15 protein-coding genes and 5 pseudogenes are annotated in these 18841 nt (G+C 44.5%); 15 read left to right on the forward strand and 5 right to left on the reverse strand.

Translation table 11 applies throughout. The features are described from left to right. The first annotated feature begins 22 nt into the window (after positions 1-22). Both serS and AC0L66_RS06530 read left to right on the forward strand, forming a co-directional pair. Positions 23-1333: pseudogene (gene serS, locus AC0L66_RS06525) on the forward strand (serine--tRNA ligase). 247 nt (positions 1334-1580) lie between these two features. Continuing rightward, entirely contained in the window at positions 1581-1847 is a 267-nt protein-coding gene (locus AC0L66_RS06530) for a DksA/TraR family C4-type zinc finger protein (protein ID WP_265673403.1), read from the forward strand. A gap of 148 nt (positions 1848-1995) precedes the next feature. Here AC0L66_RS06530 and bioA read toward each other — a convergent pair. After that, positions 1996-3274, reverse strand: a pseudogene (gene bioA / locus AC0L66_RS06535) (adenosylmethionine--8-amino-7-oxononanoate transaminase). 119 nt (positions 3275-3393) lie between these two features. On the opposite strand from bioA, the gene bioB reads away from it, so the two are divergent. From bioB to bioD, 4 genes are read left to right on the forward strand one after another with little or no spacing between them, the layout of a single operon-like run. Continuing rightward, complete coding sequence (bioB, locus tag AC0L66_RS06540; protein ID WP_265673404.1) at positions 3394-4446, forward strand: biotin synthase BioB; 1053 nt, start codon at positions 3394-3396, stop codon at positions 4444-4446. After that, positions 4430-5599, forward strand: coding sequence for an 8-amino-7-oxononanoate synthase (locus AC0L66_RS06545; protein WP_473568796.1), 1170 nt, complete (start codon positions 4430-4432; stop codon positions 5597-5599). The genes bioB and AC0L66_RS06545 overlap by 17 nt, the downstream gene beginning before the upstream one ends. After that, positions 5584-6384, forward strand: a complete 801-nt coding sequence (bioC, locus tag AC0L66_RS06550) for a malonyl-ACP O-methyltransferase BioC (protein WP_473568798.1) — start codon at positions 5584-5586, stop codon at positions 6382-6384. Before AC0L66_RS06545 ends, bioC begins: the two co-directional genes overlap by 16 nt. Beyond that, the gene (gene bioD, locus AC0L66_RS06555; RefSeq protein WP_265673407.1) at positions 6381-7061 is read left to right on the forward strand and encodes a dethiobiotin synthase; all 681 of its coding nucleotides are present in this window, start codon (positions 6381-6383) and stop codon (positions 7059-7061) included. The genes bioC and bioD overlap by 4 nt, the downstream gene beginning before the upstream one ends. A gap of 83 nt (positions 7062-7144) precedes the next feature. On the opposite strand, the gene AC0L66_RS06560 is transcribed toward bioD, so the two are convergent. Further along, a complete protein-coding gene (locus AC0L66_RS06560; protein ID WP_265673408.1) occupies positions 7145-7312 on the reverse strand; it encodes a hypothetical protein in 168 nt (55 codons plus the stop codon). A gap of 401 nt (positions 7313-7713) precedes the next feature. Between AC0L66_RS06560 and htpX the strand changes: the two genes are divergently transcribed. The 9 genes and pseudogenes from htpX to AC0L66_RS06605 all read left to right on the forward strand — a co-directional run bounded on the left by htpX (position 7714) and on the right by AC0L66_RS06605 (position 15047). After that, positions 7714-8583: a protease HtpX gene (gene htpX, locus AC0L66_RS06565; RefSeq protein ID WP_265673409.1), complete on the forward strand. Its 870-nt coding sequence runs from the start codon at positions 7714-7716 to the stop codon at positions 8581-8583. 224 nt (positions 8584-8807) lie between these two features. Continuing rightward, positions 8808-9213: pseudogene (locus AC0L66_RS06570) on the forward strand (nuclear transport factor 2 family protein); the annotation flags it as partial. A gap of 13 nt (positions 9214-9226) precedes the next feature. Continuing rightward, positions 9227-9961, forward strand: coding sequence for an SDR family NAD(P)-dependent oxidoreductase (locus AC0L66_RS06575; RefSeq protein WP_265673411.1), 735 nt, complete (start codon positions 9227-9229; stop codon positions 9959-9961). A 129-nt stretch (positions 9962-10090) separates the two neighbouring features. Beyond that, a pseudogene (locus AC0L66_RS06580) lies at positions 10091-11366 on the forward strand (NAD(P)/FAD-dependent oxidoreductase). A 1-nt stretch (position 11367) separates the two neighbouring features. Continuing rightward, positions 11368-12252 carry a DUF1365 domain-containing protein gene (locus AC0L66_RS06585; RefSeq protein ID WP_473568799.1) on the forward strand — a complete coding sequence of 295 codons (885 nt, stop codon included), beginning with the start codon at positions 11368-11370 and terminating at the stop codon, positions 12250-12252. Continuing rightward, positions 12167-13420 carry an SAM-dependent methyltransferase gene (locus AC0L66_RS06590; RefSeq protein ID WP_265673414.1) on the forward strand — a complete coding sequence of 418 codons (1254 nt, stop codon included), beginning with the start codon at positions 12167-12169 and terminating at the stop codon, positions 13418-13420. The genes AC0L66_RS06585 and AC0L66_RS06590 overlap by 86 nt, the downstream gene beginning before the upstream one ends. A 47-nt stretch (positions 13421-13467) precedes the next feature. Continuing rightward, positions 13468-13830: a DUF2878 family protein gene (locus AC0L66_RS06595; RefSeq protein WP_473568800.1), complete on the forward strand. Its 363-nt coding sequence runs from the start codon at positions 13468-13470 to the stop codon at positions 13828-13830. Between the two features lie 141 nt (positions 13831-13971). Then, complete coding sequence (locus AC0L66_RS06600) at positions 13972-14526, forward strand: chalcone isomerase family protein (protein ID WP_473568801.1); 555 nt, start codon at positions 13972-13974, stop codon at positions 14524-14526. Beyond that, on the forward strand, positions 14523-15047 hold the full coding sequence (locus tag AC0L66_RS06605; RefSeq protein ID WP_473568803.1) for a DUF3833 domain-containing protein: 525 nt from the start codon (positions 14523-14525) through the stop codon (positions 15045-15047). Before AC0L66_RS06600 ends, AC0L66_RS06605 begins: the two co-directional genes overlap by 4 nt. 224 nt (positions 15048-15271) lie before the next feature. Here the strand turns inward: AC0L66_RS06605 and purB are convergent. The 3 genes and pseudogenes from purB to mnmA form a co-directional block, all read right to left on the reverse strand. Next, positions 15272-16643: pseudogene (gene purB / locus AC0L66_RS06610) on the reverse strand (adenylosuccinate lyase). A gap of 277 nt (positions 16644-16920) precedes the next feature. Beyond that, entirely contained in the window at positions 16921-17538 is a 618-nt protein-coding gene (gene hflD / locus AC0L66_RS06615) for a high frequency lysogenization protein HflD (protein ID WP_265673419.1), read from the reverse strand. Positions 17539-17555: 17 nt separating this feature from the next. Then, on the reverse strand, positions 17556-18665 hold the full coding sequence (gene mnmA, locus AC0L66_RS06620) for a tRNA 2-thiouridine(34) synthase MnmA (protein WP_265673420.1): 1110 nt from the start codon (positions 18663-18665) through the stop codon (positions 17556-17558). Positions 18666-18841 lie beyond the last annotated feature (176 nt).

The raw sequence follows: 18841 nt of genomic DNA on the forward strand, positions 1-18841 counted from the left end.
AACCTAATGCATAGGATTGGCAATGCTGGATTCTAAATTACTTCGTACAGAGCTGGATGAAACAGCTGCAAAATTGGCGCGTCGTGGCTTTACGCTTGACGTAGAAACTATTCGTAAACTTGAAGAGCAACGCAAGTCGATTCAAGTCGAAGTAGAAAATTTACAATCCACGCGCAATTCCATCTCCAAGCAAATCGGTCAGAAAATGGCGGCTGGCGATAAAGAAGGCGCTGAAGAAATCAAAAAACAGATTGGTACTTTAGGTAGCGATCTTGAAGCGAAAAAAGTTGAGCTAGCGGCGCTTATGACCGAGCTTGACGATATTACGTTGTCTGTGCCAAACATCCCGGCGGATGATGTGCCAGATGGTAAAGACGAAAGCGAAAACGTAGAAGTTTCTCGTTGGGGTCAACCAAAGTCATATGACTTTGAAGTGAAAGATCACGTTGACCTAGGTGAAATTGCAGGTGGCCTTGATTTCGCAAGTGCGACTAAGATTACTGGCGTGCTCGCTTTATCGTTATGAAAGGGCAATTTGCGCGTCTTCACCGTGCGATTGCACAATTTATGCTGGATCTCCACACTGATGAGCATGGTTATACAGAAATGTATGTCCCTTACTTAGTGAATGCAGATAGCCTTTACGGCACAGGTCAGTTACCTAAATTCGGTAAAGACCTTTTCCATACTGAGCCGCTTGTTGAAAAAGTGAGTGATGAAGAGCCGCGTAAGCTGTCTCTAATCCCAACGGCAGAAGTACCAGTGACCAACATGGTTCGCGATACCATTACGGATGAAGCAGACCTGCCTGTTAAAATGACAGCGCATACGCCATGTTTCCGTTCTGAAGCAGGTTCATACGGTCGTGACACTCGTGGTCTGATTCGTATGCACCAATTTGATAAAGTGGAATTAGTACAAATTACTAAGCCTGAAGATTCAATGGACGCGCTTGAAGAACTAACCTAGTCACGCAGAGAAAGTGCTACAGCTTCTTGAACTGCCTTACCGTAAAGTGGTTCTGTGTACAGGTGATATGGGCTTTGGCGCTCGTAAGACTTACGATCTTGAAGTCTGGGTTCCTGCACAAGAAACGTACCGTGAAATTTCATCTTGTTCAAACATGTGGGATTTCCAATCACGTCGCATGCAGGCTCGTTTCCGCCGTAAAGGTGAGAAGAAGCCAGAGCTCGTTCACACACTAAATGGTTCAGGTTTGGCTGTTGGCCGTACTATGGTTGCTATTCTTGAGAATAACCAAGAAGCAGATGGTCGTATTGCTATCCCAACTGTGCTGCAACCGTATATGCGCGGTGTGACTCACATTGGTTAATACCAATTGATAGAATGATAAAGCCCAGCACTCGCTGGGCTTTTTTATGGGCGTAGTATTTAAAGATGTTGAATTGCCTCTCCGGTGTGTGCGGGTTACGGTTGCTGTTGACTATTACACGGCGGTAATAGTGTTTTGGCGTTTTGCCACCTTATTAAAACCGTTGCTGTCGATATAATGTGCAACGTCATCGCAGTGTGGTACTGCGATAAACACGATTTTCTCAATCAATCTTCGAGGAGGGCGTATGGCAGTTGGATGGGCAGGTGACGACAGTGTTAGTCAACAAATTCAGCATAATATTGATGACGAAATTAGCCGAGTAAGACGTAATCTTATCACAGGAGAGAGTGCGCAATTTTGTGACGAATGTGGAGAGGATATCCCGGAGGCGAGGCGTAACGCCATAAAAGGGGTTCGTTTGTGTCTTCATTGTCAATCGTCGCTGGAGCACGCATATCAGCGCTCGTCGTTATTTAACCGCCGAGCGAGTAAGGACAGCCAGCTAAGATAGTTGCGCTTAAACTACGGTACCTAAACTTATGGTATCTAAACTACAGTACCTAAAATAACCTAGAGAAGCCGACGGCGACATGACCACGTTAGCGATTTGAGTGAGTGGCTTAAATCGCTAACGAATGTAGAGCTCACTTATTTAGCGGTTAAGTAAAGCACTGATCATTGTCTAACGCTGCTTTAATCGATTGAACCAGTTTAGCAATGTGTTCAGGTTGGCTAATGTAAGGTGGCATCATGTAAATCAAGCGACCAAATGGTCGAATCCAAACACCACTATCAACAAAATGTTGTTGAATCACTTCCATATTAACGGCAGTGGTTACCTCAACTACCCCTATCGCTCCTAACCAGCGTACATCGCTGACTCGGTCACACTGCAAAAGCGGTGGTAGAAGCTCGGCAAACAAAGACTCGATTAATGAGACTTGCTGTTGCCATTCACCGAGTTTCAATAAGCGATAAACTCGCCTCGGCGACGGCGCAAGCGAGAGGGTTTCCCATAAACGTAGGCCCGTGCATAAAGCACGCCGCCTCACCTCCACACACTGTATCTGCCACATGCTTCGATGTTAGGGTGGCCGACAATGTCATGTAGCCTCCTGTGAGTGCTTTACCGACACACATAATATCTGGCTGTACATTGGCATGTTCGCATGCAAAGAGCTTACCTGTACGACCAAAGCCTGTGGCAATTTCATCAAGGATGAGCAATACCCCATGCTCATCGCATAGCTGGCGCACTCTTTTAAGAAAGGTTGGGTGATAGATGCGCATGCCTCCAGCCCCTTGAACAATAGGCTCGAGGATGACAGCGGCGATTTGACTGTGGTGGCTAGCAAGTTTATTTGCAAAGTCTTCAATGTCAGCCTCGTCCCATTTCTGCCCAAAGGCAATGTTGGGCGAATTGGCAAAGATGTGCTCTGGTAAAAAGCCTTTATACAAACTATGCATAGAATTATTGGGGTCAGTGACAGACATCGCCGCGAAGGTATCACCATGATAGCCATGGCTTAAAGTGAGAAATTTGGGGCGACTTTCACCTTTTGCGTGCCAATATTGTAATGCCATTTTCAAACTGACTTCTACCGCCACCGACCCTGAGTCGGCCAGAAAAACGTGCTCGAGATTACTTGGTGATAGTGCGATGAGCTTCTTGCAGGCGTTAATTGCAGGCTCATGAGTGATCCCACCAAACATAACGTGCGCCATTTTGTCAGTTTGACGTTTTAGCGCATCATTAAGTAATGGGTGGTTATAGCCATGAATTGTTGACCACCATGATGACATGCCATCCACGAGTTTACGTCCATCCTCAAGCTCAATAGTTACCCCATTGGCGGAGGTGACTGGGTAACAGGTTAAAGGGTTAAGCGTTGAGGTGTAAGGGTGCCAAATGTGTTGGCGATCAAAGTCGAGATCCATCATAACTCTCTGTTCATTATTTAATCAGATGTCAACGCCGTAGCGTGGTCGGTGTTGACAGTGTAACGACTGTGGGTACACTAGCCAAGACTAATAATAATGTGAGCAAGGAATTTTCTGTGGAAGTAAGACATAACTGGACGCTAGCGGAAGTCTCGGCCCTGATGGACAAACCCTTCATGGACCTACTTTTTGAAGCACAAACATTGCATAGGCAACACCAGCAAACAAACCATGTGCAAGTGAGTACTTTGTTGTCTATTAAAACCGGTGCTTGCCCAGAAGATTGTAAATACTGCCCGCAAAGTGCGCGCTACCGTACCGATGTTGAAGCCGAGCGACTCATGGAAGTTGACCGAGTATTAGAGGCGGCGCAAAAAGCAAAAACGGCAGGCTCGACTCGTTTTTGTATGGGAGCTGCATGGAAAAACCCGAAAGAACGTGACATGCCTTTGCTCAAAGAAATGATAAAAGGCGTGAAGGATATGGGGTTAGAGACGTGCATGACGTTGGGCATGCTAACTCCAGAGCAAGCGAGTCATCTTGCCGATGCTGGTCTTGATTACTACAACCATAATTTAGACACCTCGCCAGAATTTTACGGCAAAATCATTACCACGCGAACTTATCAAGACCGCTTGGATACGCTTAGTCACGTTCGTGATGCGGGTATGAAAATCTGCTCTGGTGGCATCATCGGTATGGGCGAAAGTGCCAGTGACCGAGCAGGTTTGCTTATGGAATTGGCTAACCTTCCGGTGCATCCAGAAAGCGTGCCTATTAATATGTTGGTGAAAGTGAAAGGAACGCCAATGGAAGCGGTTGATGATGTAGAGCCGTTTGATTTTATTCGCCTTATCGCCATTGCTCGAATCATGATGCCGCAATCCGCTGTTCGTTTGTCGGCAGGGCGCGAAAACATGAATGAGCAGATGCAAGCGCTGTGTTTCATGGCTGGCGCCAACTCAGTATTTTATGGCTGTAAGTTATTGACGACGCCAAACCCAGATGAAGATACTGATCTGCAATTGTTTAATAAGTTGGGTATCAATCGCGAAGAAACCTCGCAAAAACCGGATGAAGTCCAAGAAAGCGATTTACTAGACCAAGTGGCGATGCGTGTTGCTTCTCGTCCTGAAAAAGATGACCTTTTCTATGAAGCAGGCGTTTGATAGCCGCATAGAGCAGGCGATCTCTTTACGACAGCAGCAAGGCTTGCTCAGACGCACTCAAGCAATTGGTGATGGCAATCATCGCCAGTTTGCTTTGAACGGTGAACGCTTTATCAACTTTTCGTCTAACGATTATTTAGGGTTGGCTGCCAGTGAAGAGCTGGCGTTGGCCTACCAGCAAGCGATAGCCAAATATGGCTCGGGTAGCGGAGCCTCACCTTTGGTGACCGGGTATTCTACCTCTCACGCTAATCTCGACAGTGCATTGAGTGAATGGCTTGGCTATGACAATGCGATATTTTTTTCATCGGGTTTTGCCGCTAATCAAGCTTTGCTGTTCTCATTGCTAGAGAAGGGGGATCTTCTGCTGCAAGACCGCCTTAATCATGCCTCGTTAATGGAGGCGGGCATGTTGAGCCCGGCAACGATGAAGCGCTATCGTCACGGGGATCTTAGTCACTTAGCATCGCTATTCTTGCCAAGCACGCCCACGTTAGCTGTTACCGAGAGTGTATTTAGCATGGATGGGGACATCGCACCTGTCGATGAATTCATACAGCAATGTCAGTTAGCTAATGTGATGACGATGGTCGATGACGCGCATGGTATCGGTGTGCTAGGTGATGACGGGCTTGGTGCATTGTCGCAGTGCCAACGCAAGCCTGACATATTGGTCGTGACGTTTGGTAAGGCATTTGGGCTTAATGGCGCAGCGGTTTTGTGTTCTAAAGCTATGTCTGAATATCTTACGCAATTTGCTCGCCACTATATTTATTCTACGGCCTTTTCTGCAGCGCATGCCTCTGCACTACTGACGGCGCTCACTATGATTCAAACTCAAGCATGGCGTCGAGAGAAACTGTCTGAATTGGGGGCGATGTTTCGTGAAGGTGTCGCTCACTTACCTGCTTATGTGGAGACGCAAACGCCAATAAAGCCCTGGGTTATGGGGGATGAAGTGAATACGCTAGCACTTTGTTCGGCGCTGAAATCTAACGGTATATGGACGACCGCGATACGACCACCAACGGTTGCTAAGGACACTGCGCGCTTACGAATTACATTATCAGCCACACATACGTCATCGGACATTAGCGCGTTAGTGAATTGTCTGGAAGAGTCGGCAAAGGAATTACCATGTCAGAAGCGTTAGTTATCCAAGAAGAAGCCAATGACAAATTGGCCATCTCTACCGCCTTTAGCCGTGCGGCTGCACGCTATGATGAACACGCTAAGTTTCAACGGCAAGTTGCGGACAAGTTATTGGCATTGCTGCCAGATGATTTAAGTGGAACAACCGTACTGGATTTAGGGTGCGGCACAGGTTATTGCGCGAAAGCATTACTTCAGCGAGGGGCAAGCGTTGTGTGTGCTGATTTATCTCGCGAGATGTTACATAAAGCACGACAACGGTGCGGAAATGAAAAAGTCACGTATCACGTCGAAGACGCAGAGGCGCTTTCTTTCTCAAGTAGCAGCTTTGATTACGTCGTGTCGAGTCTGGCATTGCAGTGGTGTGATGATTTGGCGCTGCCGCTAGCGGAAATCAAACGAGTGACCAAGCCAAGTGGGCAGTACGCCTTTTCAACGTTAGTTACGGGTTCGCTTAAAGAATTGAGTGCCGCTTGGAGCAAAGTTGACGAATATCAGCATGTGAATCGATTTATCTCGACAAATCAGATAAAAATTGCGTTGGCGCAATCTGGTAGTGTGAAGTATCAACTAGACTGCCCGGAAATAGTTATGTGGTATCAAACCGCACTTGATTTGATGAAGGACTTGAAAGGGATCGGTGCTACCCATGTAAAGGGGCGCTCCCGTAGCTTTACTGGCAAGAAAACATTGCAGAAGCTAGAAATGGAATACAACAAGTTCTCAAATCCAGTGGGTTTATTACCAGCGAGTTATCAAGTTTGTTTGGGGTTAGTGACATTATGATGAAAGCATTATTTATTGCAGGTACGGATACTGAAGTTGGTAAAACAGTGGTATCGAAAGCGATATTAAGTGCTGTAGGAGACCAAGGGCATGCAACGATAGGCTATAAGCCAGTTGCGGCAGGGTGTGAGCAGACAGAAAATGGTTGGCGCAATTCAGATGCTTTGCATCTACAGCAAGCGGCAACCGTTAACGTTGATTATGATTTGGTTAATCCATATGCGATGTCTTTACCTGCATCACCACATATCGCGGCGTTAGCTGATGGTGTAAGCGTGGATTATGAGAAGCTTTCTTCGGTCTTAAAGCAACACAAAGAAAATAGTGATTTCGTATTGGTAGAAGGCGCGGGTGGTTGGCGCGTTCCGGTTTCTGAAGACGATTGTTTGTCGACATGGGTTAAGCAAGAAGCCTTACCTGTTGTACTTGTTGTTGGAATTAAGTTGGGCTGCTTGAGCCATGCGATGCTGACGGCTGAAGCAATAAAAGCCGACGGTCTTGAGTTAGTCGGCTGGGTCGCAAACCGCATCAATCCGGGTGTCGAACACTATGCGGATATCATAAAGATGCTAGAGCACAAAATGGGGGCACCAAAACTTGGTGAAATCCCTTACGTTCCTGGTTGTAAACAAAGAAACATTGGCAAGTACATTAATCTTGATGTCCTAGATGTTTAATAAAAAATGCCGCTCTAGTTGAGAGCGGCATTTTTTTATTCGCTACTTGTATTCGTCACGTGATTTACCGTAGAACCAAGCTTTTATTTCTCGCTAGCAAGCCCGACAAATGCAGATTGAGTCTCTAAAATATGAGTATCTAGTTCACTTGCTTCGCTAATACCCAACTGCTCTCTTGCTTCATCCTCACTAATACCTAAGTGACAACAAAGTAAGTCAATCGCCATCTGAAAGTTGTTATTTTCTACCATGAGGTTTTCCTTTTCGGCATGGAACTAATAAGTCTCAGGCGACTTTATCGGTATGGGGAGCAAGACTCAATACGACCAAAGTCTAACGATGTCAGTCTTGTTCTAAGACCTTTTGCAGGGAATATTGTAAGTGACAAATTGCATATCTAGTGCTATTTGGGGATGGTATAATCATTTCAATGGCTTATGGTGTTGTTCCTGATCAAGAAATTAACGGTTTGTTTCAATTTAATGCTTAACCTTGATTTTTAAATCTAAGACACTATGTATATAGTGAAGTCGAAAAATGTTACCCCGATCCCAAAAATTCTTTGAAGTGATGAGTTTTTGAGGACACTATAAAAGAATCAGAGAAACCATTCTTTGATCATAATAAAGCTTCTTAATCTGGAGAAATATGAATGAAGCGAGTCTTACTCTTTTTAGCAACTAACTTGGCTGTTGTTTTGGTCTTAAGCGTTGTGCTTAATATCGTGTATGCAGTGACTGGGATGCAACCTGGTAGCCTTTCTGGTTTGTTGGTGATGGCCGCTGTTTTTGGATTTGGTGGCTCTTTTATATCGTTAATGATGTCAAAAGGGATGGCTTTACGATCGGTGGGTGGAGTAGCCATAGAAACCCCACGTAATGAAACCGAACATTGGTTGTTGGAAACAGTAAGTCGTCAAGCACAAGCCGCTGGTATTGGAATGCCTACAGTGGCGATTTACGATTCTGCTGATATCAATGCATTTGCCACTGGCGCAAAACGTGATGATTCATTGGTGGCCGTTTCTTCAGGATTACTTCATAACATGACGCGAGATGAAGCTGAAGCGGTGTTGGCACATGAAGTGAGCCACATCGCCAACGGTGACATGGTCACCATGACCCTTATGCAAGGTGTTGTGAATACGTTTGTTATTTTCCTATCACGTTTTATCGCCAATATTGTGTCATCAAATAACAATGACGAAGAGGGCGGAAGTAACATGATGGTTTACTTTGGTGTTTCTATGGTACTAGAACTCGTGTTTGGTTTCCTCGCGAGCTTTATTACAATGTGGTACAGCCGTCATCGTGAATTCTACGCCGATGCAGGCGCTGCAAAACTAGTTGGCAAGCACAAGATGATTGCAGCACTAGAGCGTTTAAAAATGAGCCAAGAGTCGCAGCTAGAAGGCTCAATGATGGCATTTGGTATCAATGGTAAACGCTCTATGACGGAACTACTAATGAGCCACCCACCGTTAGATAAGCGTATTGATGCGTTGCGCCAACAAAATTACTGATCGCGCGGAGCGTAACGTTAGGACAACGACAACTAGGTATAAATCCACACGTGTGGTAATAAGCATTAACTCATTAAAAAGCTTGGCGAATTCGCCAAGCTTTTTTTGATCTTTTTAAATAGCGTTGCGTATGAGTTATACAAAAAGTTGAAAAACAAAATCTTGTATAACTTTAAACAGACTAAATTTAATAAAGCGATGGCAGAATTTTAAAAGGAAACGATGTGGATATTAACGACGTGAGCCACCTGTATCAGCAGCTAGACAAGCACAATCTGCATTTATTGGAGGGGATCTATCATGACCATGTTGTTTTTGAGGACCCGGCTCATAGGGTAGAGGGAAAACCCGATCTGGTGACTTATTTTCATGAGCTTTATGCCAACGTCATTCGATGCGAATTCGATATAGAGCAGCAACAGCAGTTGGACAGCCAAGGTTTTCTAACTTGGACCATGAACCTTCAACATCCGAAATTAAACCGTGGTCAGATCGGTCTCAGTTAAAGGCGCGAGTCACATCCGATTTGAACAAGGTTTTGTGATTTACCACCGTGACTACTTTGACCTTGGTGAAATGCTCTATGAACATGTTGTTGTGCTTGGTGGACTAATCAAAGCCATTAAAAAAGGTTGGGTAACTAATGGACTCGGCAAATCAGACCGTTTTAATCACAGGTGCTTCTTCTGGAATAGGAAAGCAACTTGCTGACGATTATGCAAATCAAGGTTTTGAAGTTTATGCCTGTGGACGCTCTATACTCAAATTAGAGGAGTTAAAAGCGGGGCGTGAGAACATTCATTTATTGTCCTTTGATGTCACTAATCCGGACGAGGTCGATCTAACTATTAAAAGTTTACCTACTACGCCGACGTTGTGGATCATTAATGCTGGTGACTGTGAATATATGGACGAAGGTCATATTAATTCAGGCGTAATGAAGCGTGTGTTTGATGTCAATGTGTTTGGTGTCATTCATGTTTTGGAAGCGATTCAGGGGCTGCTATCTAACAAACATCATATTGTGGTCGTTGGATCCATCGCAAGTGAGTTGGCATTGCCAAGAGCAGAAGCCTATGGAGCGTCAAAAGCGGCGGTGAGTTATTTAATACGTGCATTGCAAGTTGACTGGAAAGCCAAAGGTGTACAGTTATCTTGCGTATATCCCGGCTTTGTAAGAACGCCCTTAACTGATAAAAACGATTTCGACATGCCAATGATGATAGAAGTTGAGGAAGCGTCAGCCGCAATTCAAAAGGGGGTTGCCAACAGACAGTCCCATATCTATTTTCCAGCAAAATTTACCACCATTATTCGTGCTATATCGTTGCTACCGTACTCGTGGCAAAGCTACATCGTAAACAAGCTACTCAGTTAACCATCTACTTAGTTAGCGAGCTACTAGTCAACAAAATACCCGTTAATCGGCGGTTTATTTTAAAGAACGCACAACGAAAAAACGACAGAATCAACGAAATGATTAGCCGTAATTAAAAAGGAATTCATTATGAAAATTGCCATTATCGGGACCGGAATATCTGGGCTAACGTGCGGTTACCACTTACACAATGATCACGATGTGACACTTTTTGAAGCGAACGATTACATTGGTGGGCATACCGCAACGGTTGATATAGACATTGATGGCGAACAGCACGCTGTAGATACAGGGTTTATCGTATTCAATGATCGTACATACCCCAACTTCATAAAAATGATGGAAGAGATTGGTGTGACAAGCACGCCAACCCAAATGAGTTTTAGTGTGAAAAATCAAGCGAACGGGCTTGAATATAATGGCCATACGGTTTCAACGTTATTTGCGCAAAAGAAAAATTGGTTCAGTCCTACCTTCTACCGATTTGTGTTCGAAATATTACGGTTTAATAAACTAGCGAAAGAATTCGCCGAGAACGATATTGCCTCGGAAACGACGCTAGGTTCTTTTCTCAATGAGCACGAATTCAGTGACTACTTTTGTACCAACTACATTCTACCCATGGGGGCGGCGATTTGGTCCTCGACATTGGCAGATATGCGCGCATTCCCTTTAGGCTTCTTTTTAAGGTTTTTCTTAAATCATGGGCTGCTTGATGTAGTGAATCGACCGCAGTGGTATGTCATTGATGGCGGCTCTCGGGCATACATCGAACCTTTAATACGCGGTTTTGCCGATAAGATACAACTCAATGCACTCGATGACGAGTGTTAAACGTTACGATGATGCGGTCGAGGTGATTGTCAATGGTGAGTCCCAGTGGTTTGATCAAGTCATTTTTGCTTGTCACAGCGACCAAGCATTGAGAATGCTAGAGGCGCCAAGTAACAACGAGTTGAGTATTTTAGCGGATATGCAATATCAATCGAATGAAGTGGTATTGCACACGGATGTTCGTTTGCTACCGGATGAAAAACGCGCTTGGGCATCATGGAACTATGCATTGAGCGAAGGGTGTGAGCAGCAAATGCCGACGCTCACATACAACATGAATATTCTTCAGCACATTGAGTCATCCAGTACGCTGTGCGTATCTCTCAACTCCGCGAACCTGGTTGATAGCGATAAGATACTGCGTACTTTTCACTATTCTCACCCAGTATTTACCTCAAAGTCCATTCGAGCTCAGAATCGAAGAGAGGAACTATTTGGAGACAATGAGACTTGGTTTTGTGGCGCGTATTGGTATAACGGATTCCATGAAGATGGTGTAAGGAGCGCGTTGGACGTGGTCAAGGGGATTCAAGCTCTCAATCGCGAACAAATCGATCCCATTAAGGGGTAGCATGAGTCGCTCAGCAGTCAACAGTCGTTTGATGGTTGGAAGTGTTGATCATCGACGTTTCACTCCGAAAAAGCACTATTTGCGCTACCCACTTTTCATGCCCGCTATCGATCTCGATGAGCTAGATGAGTTGAAACAAAACGTATGGGGCTTTGGTGATAAGTGGTGGCATTGGGCAAGGTTTCATCGTCCAGACTATTTGGGTCAAGGCGATTTAAAGCAGGCCTTACAGGCTAAAGTGCACGAACTTACCGGAGACAAGCTCACAGGTAAAGTGATTGCTGTCTGCCATTTACGCTATCTGGGGTTGTATTTTAGTCCGGTCAATTTTTATTACCTCTACGACAAGCAAGGTCAATGGCAATACTTGTTAGCAGAGGTGAGCAATACGCCTTGGAATGAACGTCACTACTACGCTGTTAAAGCGCAAAGTGGCGAACAAGATGAAAATTGGCAACATGATAAGGCTTTCCATGTATCGCCATTTAATCCGATTGCTCAACGATATAAATGGAAGCTTAAACCTATTGGAGAACGGTTGTTTGTTCACTTGGCCTGCCATCGTGATGACAAAGAATTTGATGCAACCGTATCAATGAATAGTCACACTTTTTGCTCAAAGCAATTGTTATCACTGCTGATCAAAACACCCGTAATGGCAGTAAAAGTGGTGGCTGGCATTTATTGGCACGCCTTTAAATTGTGGTGTAAAGGTATGCCAATATACGATCATCCAGAGAAAAAACTCGCCCTACAGAGGCTTTATCTCAACAAAATTCTAAAGATTAAGGGAGTGCTTTATGTTGGACACGACGCTCGTCAGTTCTCAAACACTGACAACTATTCAAAAAACAGCCAGAACGGTGGCATTCAATTGCCTGTATAAACTGGATATAGGCTGCTTAACGATTGTAGAAAGCTTTGAACAAAATGGGTCGATAAACAAACAAGTCAGTGAGCGTTTTGGGCGCCCAGAACGTGGTAAGCCAAATGCGGTTATTGAAGTTAAGCATCCTGACTTTTATCGTCGTCTGCTCAAAGGCGGCAGTATTGCTGCGGGTGAAGCTTATATGGATGGGTGGTGGGACAGCCCAGATCTGACCGCTCTGATGGAATTAATGGCCATCAATATGGCGGCGTTGGATACTATTGAAGCGAAATCGACACCGTTGACTCGTATCTTGTATTGGTTAGGGCATTGGGGGAAGCGAAATACATTGGATAACTCGCGTGAGAATATTCAAGCCCATTACGACCTTGGTAATGCGTTATATGAAACTTTCCTCGATGAGCGCATGCTTTACTCATCGGCAATTTATGACAGTGATGCCGATTCACTGGAAACCGCGCAGTTAAACAAGATGGAGCGCCTTTGTCAGCAGCTTCAACTTTCTAGTGACGATCATGTTCTTGAAATTGGAACGGGTTGGGGGGCAATGGCAATTTATATGGCTCAACGCTATGGCTGCCAGGTCACGACGACAACTATTTCCGATGAACAGTTTGATTATGCGCAAAATAAAATTAATGAGCTTGGGCTTAATGAACAGATAACGTTATTAAAACAAGATTATCGTTTATTAGAGGGGCAGTACGATAAATTGGTTTCTATAGAGATGATCGAAGCGGTTGGTAAGCAGTTTCTGACCTCATATTTGACAACGTGTCAATCGTTGTTAAAGCCTAAAGGGTTGATGGCGATTCAAGCGATTACGATTGCAGACCAACGTTATGATAGTTATTCAAAAAATGTCGACTTTATTCAGAAATACATTTTTCCTGGTGGCTTCCTACCTTCAATCACGGCATTGACGAGTGCTTGTACTAAGCATACCGACTTGGTGACGCGAGACTTATTCGACATCGGATTAGATTATGCCGCAACCCTTGCCGATTGGAGAGCAAGGTTCGAACAAGCCCTTCCTACGGTAAAACAACTCGGCTATGACGAGCGATTCATTCGTATGTGGCGCTATTACTTTTGCTATTGCGAAGGGGGCTTTAGAGCGAAAAGTATTAGCACCGTGCATATGACTCTGCAGAGAAACTCGTGAAATAAACCGAGATAACCGAATTGGGCGCAATTGAAGAGGAAAAGACAATGTCACACGTTGCTAAACTTGTTTGCGTCAGTACTTGGTTTCAATGTTTATGGTTTCTTTCTGTCGTTGGTCAGGCGCGTTTTCAATGGCTGGGTCTCGCGCTGGCGATATTGACAATCATATCGACATATCGAGTGCTATCTATCAGCCTAAGAGATGTGGTGTTGATCGCCTTGTTAGGTCTTATTCTTGATAGCCTCAATGTGATGACGAATGTGCTCATCTTTTCGGAACCAGCTTTACCTATTTGGTTGGTGACGTTATGGCTAGCATTTTCGTGGTACGCCAATTTTTTACGAAGCACTTTGATGCAATATCCGATTTTCTACGTATCAATACTAGGAGGCGCGGGGGCGCGCTGAGTTATTTAGCGGGTAATAAGCTAGATGCGGTCACCATAGGGTATTCCTTATCCATGACCCTGATGATTTTGTTTGTGGAGTGGCTAGCGATCATCTGGTTTGTTGTTAGTTATCAGCGCTTGACTAAAGGAGTACTGAATCATGATACGTAAATTAACAACGCTAGGGTTATTGCTGGCCGCAGTAACAACCCCAGTGAGTGCGAGTCCGGACAAGCCAGTCAGTTATGAAGCGTGGCGTCATTGGAAAGTAGTGGGAGAAGCTCAACTTAGTTGGTTGTTTTTCGATGTCTATCGCTCACAACTTCTTACACCGCAAGGTACTTATACGTTATCGTCTGACGTGTCACCGCACCCAGTTGCACTCAGAATACAGTACCAAAGAGACATAAGTCGTACACAGCTATTAGAGGCAACGTTGGATCAATGGGAAAAAATGGGTGTTGATAAAGAAACCAGAAACCAATGGATCGCAAGGCTTTATGATGTGTTTCCCGACATTGAAGAAGGACAACAATTGATTTATGTATCAGATGGCGCATCGGGGTATTTTTATTATTTGACCGATGAAAAGCCACTGCAAGCAGTAGGACGAATTAACGATAAAGCGTTAAATGACGGCTTCCTTGGAATTTGGCTAGCGCCGAACAGCCAGTATCCTAAATTGAGAGCGCAACTGATAGGAATGAATCGATGAAAAAGCTCGCGTTGTTATGCTGGTTGATGGTGACGGTATTGCTCACTTCTTGCAGTGCCAACTTAGATGAGTACGATAAAAGTACACCGAGTTTTGACTTATTTGGCTATTTTGACGGTCAGTCTCGGGCTTGGGGAATGGTTCAAGATTATACAGACAAACAAACAAGACGCTTTGTCGTCGATATCATTGGAGAGGTCGACGGCGACACCTTAACGTTGACAGAGGACTTCATCTTTCATGATGGAGAAACTGATCAAAGAATTTGGACAATCAAGCGTTTAGACGATGGCTCATACGAAGGAACGGCTGATGACATTATTGGCGTCGCAACAGGGCAAACCGTGGGGAATGCACTGAGGTGGCAGTACGACTTTGAATTAGAGGTAGATGGTTCAAGTTACACGGTTGCATTTGACGATTGGCTCTACAGGCAAGACGAAGACCACCTCTTCAATCTAACGAGCATCAGGAAGTTTGGTCAGGAAGTTGGGACGATTACGTTGTTTTTTCAAAAGTAAATGAGTCATTAAAGGATTCACTCACAGAAAACGATTTGCAAAAGTAATGTTGTCACCTAGTTAGGCGTTATGCTCATGTATCGCCATGATATTTGGCCATGTAAAATTGAGAGAAAAACAAAGGGGCTGCAATTCTGCAGCCCCTTTTATGTATATCAAACGTTTATTATCATAGAACAAAAAACACAGCCTTTAGGTAGAAAGGCTGGTTCTAACACTAGATATTAAAGCTTGTCAGTGAGTTCAATCGCTTGACCGATGTAGTTCGCTGGCGTCATTAATTTAAGACGTACTTTTTCATCTTCTGGTAGCTCTAGGCCGTCGATGAAGTTACGCATTGCTTCGCCGTCTACACGTTTACCGCGTGTCAGTTCTTTAAGCTTTTCGTACGGCTTTTCGATACCGTAACGACGCATTACTGTTTGTACTGGTTCAGCCAGGACTTCCCAGTTCTTATCAAGCTCTGCAAGCAAGGCTTCGCGGTTAACTTCAAGCTTACTGATACCTTTTAGAGTCGACGTATAAGCAATGATTGCGTAACCCACACCAACGCCAAGGTTACGAAGAACCGTTGAGTCAGTCAGGTCACGTTGCCAACGTGAAACTGGAAGTTTTTGTGCTAGATGTGCAAATACCGCGTTAGCTAGCCCTAGGTTGCCTTCAGAGTTTTCGAAGTCAATCGGGTTTACTTTATGTGGCATAGTTGATGAGCCGATTTCGCCAGCAATGGTCTTTTGCTTGAAGTGACCTAGCGCGATGTAACCCCATACGTCACGATCGAAATCGATTAGGATAGTGTTGAAACGAGCGATGGCGTCAAAAAGCTCAGCAATATAATCGTGAGGTTCAATTTGCGTTGTGTACGGGTTCCACGTAACGCCAAGAGATTCAGTGATGAATTCTTCACTAAATTTGTGCCAATCTAGCTCAGGATAAGCGGATAGGTGAGCGTTGTAGTTACCAACGGCACCGTTCACTTTACCTAGGATCTCAACGGCTTCGATTTGCTTATATTGACGTTCCATACGGTACGCCACGTTTGCCATTTCTTTACCCATTGTTGATGGAGAAGCTGGCTGACCGTGTGTGCGAGACAATAATGGAATATCGCGATATTCAACCGCAAGTTTGCCGATTGCATCAATGATGTTACGAAGTTCAGGAAGAATAACAGTCTCGCGAGCTTCTTTTAGCATCAGCGCATGAGAGGTGTTATTAATATCTTCAGAAGTACACGCAAAATGGATGAACTCATTAACCGCGTGAAGCTCAGGAACACTTAGCTACTTTTTCTTTTAGGAAGTACTCAACCGCTTTTACATCGTGGTTGGTAGTGCGCTCGATCTCTTTAATGCGAGCAGCATCGTCTTCGCTAAAGTTAGCTGCTAATTCATTTAGAAACTGATTTGCTTCTGCACTGAATGCCGGAACTTCTTTGATTGCATCTGTAGCAGCAAGCTTTTGTAGCCAACGAATTTCAACGATAGAGCGGTACTTTAGTAGGCCAAACTCACTAAAGATGCTGCGTAGTGCAGTTGTTTTGCTTCCGTAACGGCCGTCTACTGGTGAAACAGCAGTCAATGCTGACAGTTCCATGGTGTTCTCCTGAATTGGGTTTCTAAATTTCGTGAGCTTTATACCAATATCCGTCGCAATTGTCACGCACATTAAGCAAACGTTTGCGCGGCGGTTGTGTTGGTCTAAAAGTGTCTTGGTCTAAAAACCTTTTCTAATAAGCTTTGTTGCTTTAATAACGACATCGCGCCAATAAAACGCTATCGCGCCAAGAAAGCGATGCACTTTTAGATAGTTCGGCTTTTAAACGAATAGCTCGCAACAAGTGCGAGCTGAATTTGGTATTCGAGCCAGGCTATCAGAGTCTAGCTAAAAGAATTTTGGCTTGTTCGATCATCTTCTTACGTCCAAACACTAAGTGACGACGTTTGCCACCGACCTGACGCCACAAAACAGCACTACGAATACCAGATAGCAGTAGTGCGCGTACTTTTTGTTGGGTGCCAGTTTGTTGTAAGACAGAAGGCGTACCAGTGACTTGAATTCTTGGGCCAATAGGGCTAACAACATCAAGATAAACGCTGGCAAGGTTACTGATCATTTGTTCGTCTAGCAGATCGTAGTGTTCGAGCTGTCGCTCAACCATTTGAATACGATCTCCTAGCTGAGACATAGCGTCGTTACGGCTGCTTAGTTTACGCTCTAGAGCCATGAGACTAATGATATAACGTGTGATTTCACTTCCGGTCGGTGTGCTGTCAATACCGTTAACCAAGCACTCGAGTCCAACTTTTAAATCAGACTCGCTGCCAAATACACTAAGGGTATTTGATGGACTTATGTTGGTGATAGCTTTAAGTGAAGCCTCAAACGCGTCTGAATCACAGTGACCGTCTTTTGCCATGTTCTGCACGAGCGCCACTGCTTGGCAAAGGCCTGCAAATGCAATGGTACGGTCGTAAAGTGTATTAGCCACGTAGTTCTCCTAATAAATTAAATGCGCTCTTCAATGATACCGCCACCTAGACACACGTTGTCTTTATAGAAAACGGCAGATTGCCCTGGTGTAACGGCGACCTGGGGCTCATCAAAGATGACTTTGATGTTGCTATCATCCATTGGAATGATAGTACAAGGGATATCTTGTTGACGATAACGTGTTTTCACTGTGCATGTCATTGGTTCAGTGATGATTTCACGATCAACCCAGTGCAATTGAGATGCACGTAAGCCATTTGACTTTAATAACGGGTGATCGGCACCTTGTACAGCAATTAAGACATTACGTTTAAGATCTTTTTCAGCGACATACCATGGTTCTTCATTACCGCCGCCGCCTTTTTGGCCACCAATATGTAGACCCTTACGCTGCCCTAACGTGTGGTACATTAAACCTTGGTGCTCGCCAATGACAGCGCCTTCAGGTGTCTCAATTTTACCCGGTTGCGCAGGTAAATAGCGAGACAAGAAGTCGGTAAATTTGCGCTCACCAATAAAACAGATACCGGTTGAGTCTTTTTTCTTCGCAGTAATCAGGTCTTGCTCTTCTGCGATACGACGTACTTCAGGTTTTTCTAGCTCACCCACTGGAAATAGACTGCGGGCTACTTGCTCATGGCTCAATGTATATAGGAAATAGCTTTGGTCTTTGTTGCTATCTAAGCCACGTAGCATTTGTGGCTTTTCACCGTTTTCAGGGAACGTACGGCTGACATAATGCCCCATGGCAATATAGTCTGCATCGAGTACTTCATCGGCGAACTCTAAAAAGGCTTTGAACTTGATTTCTTTGTTACAAAGAATGTCCGGGTTTGGCGTACGACCCGCTTTATACTCAGCTAAGAAGTACTCAAAGACGTTATCCCAGTATTCTGCAGCAAAGTTGATAGTATGAAGGTGGATACCTAGCTTGTCGCAAACAGCTTGTGCGTCTGCAAGATCTTCTGCAGCCGTGCAGTACTCTTCGTTATCGTCTTCTTCCCAGTTCTTCATAAACAGGCCTTCTACTTGATAGCCCTGCTGTTTTAGAAGATAGGCAGAAACGGATGAGTCCACACCGCCGGACATACCGACGATCACTTTCTTTTGGCTGTTATCAGACATGTTTAAATACCACCTATAGTAATTGGACGCAGATTTTAGCAGAAACAAAACGTGCAATACAGTTCCGCGAACTAAATCACACTTTGTTAAGTGCGTTATGTGTGTCTTCAATGGGAGAAATACAAGTCTTTTGACAAAAAAATGAATAGGTAAACGTTTGCCTTGATTGCCTATGT

This window comes from Vibrio sp. GJ43-1, assembly GCF_055808835.1.

What these genes read in the sequence shown, in the direction of transcription:
- bioD (WP_265673407.1), top strand. Translation starts at nt 6,381, where the DNA reads ATGATGAAAGCATTATTTATTGCAGGTACGGATACTGAAGTTGGTAAA.
- AC0L66_RS06595 (WP_473568800.1), top strand. Translation starts at nt 13,468, where the DNA reads ATGTCACACGTTGCTAAACTTGTTTGCGTCAGTACTTGGTTTCAATGT.
- AC0L66_RS06575 (WP_265673411.1), top strand. Translation starts at nt 9,227, where the DNA reads ATGGACTCGGCAAATCAGACCGTTTTAATCACAGGTGCTTCTTCTGGA.
- AC0L66_RS06545 (WP_473568796.1), top strand. Translation starts at nt 4,430, where the DNA reads ATGAAGCAGGCGTTTGATAGCCGCATAGAGCAGGCGATCTCTTTACGA.
- AC0L66_RS06530 (WP_265673403.1), top strand. Translation starts at nt 1,581, where the DNA reads ATGGCAGTTGGATGGGCAGGTGACGACAGTGTTAGTCAACAAATTCAG.
- mnmA (WP_265673420.1), bottom strand. Translation starts at nt 18,665, where the DNA reads ATGTCTGATAACAGCCAAAAGAAAGTGATCGTCGGTATGTCCGGCGGT.
- AC0L66_RS06590 (WP_265673414.1), top strand. Translation starts at nt 12,167, where the DNA reads ATGTTGGACACGACGCTCGTCAGTTCTCAAACACTGACAACTATTCAA.
- AC0L66_RS06600 (WP_473568801.1), top strand. Translation starts at nt 13,972, where the DNA reads ATGATACGTAAATTAACAACGCTAGGGTTATTGCTGGCCGCAGTAACA.
- htpX (WP_265673409.1), top strand. Translation starts at nt 7,714, where the DNA reads ATGAAGCGAGTCTTACTCTTTTTAGCAACTAACTTGGCTGTTGTTTTG.
- bioC (WP_473568798.1), top strand. Translation starts at nt 5,584, where the DNA reads ATGTCAGAAGCGTTAGTTATCCAAGAAGAAGCCAATGACAAATTGGCC.
- AC0L66_RS06560 (WP_265673408.1), bottom strand. Translation starts at nt 7,312, where the DNA reads ATGGTAGAAAATAACAACTTTCAGATGGCGATTGACTTACTTTGTTGT.
- AC0L66_RS06605 (WP_473568803.1), top strand. Translation starts at nt 14,523, where the DNA reads ATGAAAAAGCTCGCGTTGTTATGCTGGTTGATGGTGACGGTATTGCTC.
- AC0L66_RS06585 (WP_473568799.1), top strand. Translation starts at nt 11,368, where the DNA reads ATGAGTCGCTCAGCAGTCAACAGTCGTTTGATGGTTGGAAGTGTTGAT.